The sequence below is a fragment of the Pseudoalteromonas rubra genome (assembly GCF_005887115.1).
Taxonomy (GTDB): Bacteria; Pseudomonadota; Gammaproteobacteria; order Enterobacterales; family Alteromonadaceae; genus Pseudoalteromonas; species Pseudoalteromonas rubra_F.
Genome location: NZ_PNCJ01000214.1, coordinates 1 through 389 on the forward strand (window position 1 = coordinate 1; position 389 = coordinate 389).

At 46.0% G+C, this 389-nt stretch carries 1 pseudogene; it reads right to left on the reverse strand.

Annotated elements, in window-relative coordinates:
- Positions 1 to 389: pseudogene (locus CWB98_RS23795) on the reverse strand (tetratricopeptide repeat protein); the annotation flags it as partial.

The window sequence follows — 389 nt, forward strand, 5'->3', positions numbered from 1 at the left end:
CACAATGAATGAATTTCGTTGGTGATGGTGATCTTCTTCTGGTTGTTGAGGATTTCCTCTGAGCGACCTCGAAGCTGCTCTTCTAAATCTTTTAGGCGTGCTTCATATTCGTCGGTAATGGCACTGACGCGAGAGTTAACAATGTCTTCAACCTTATTTTTTACGTCGCGTAGTGAGTTCCACCCAACTAACACCAAAATTGACGCCGTCGCAGTGATAATAAAAAACACATTGTTAATGGTGTCTGTGGTGTAGACAATGGCGCGATCAGCGGTTTCTAGCTGTGCATGAGCAATCTTTTCGGTGTATTCGGCACGCAAAGCCTGTTGGTCTTGGCGCACCGCCTTGAGCTCATCGAGGATGTAACGCTCAATCAATGGGCGATACAT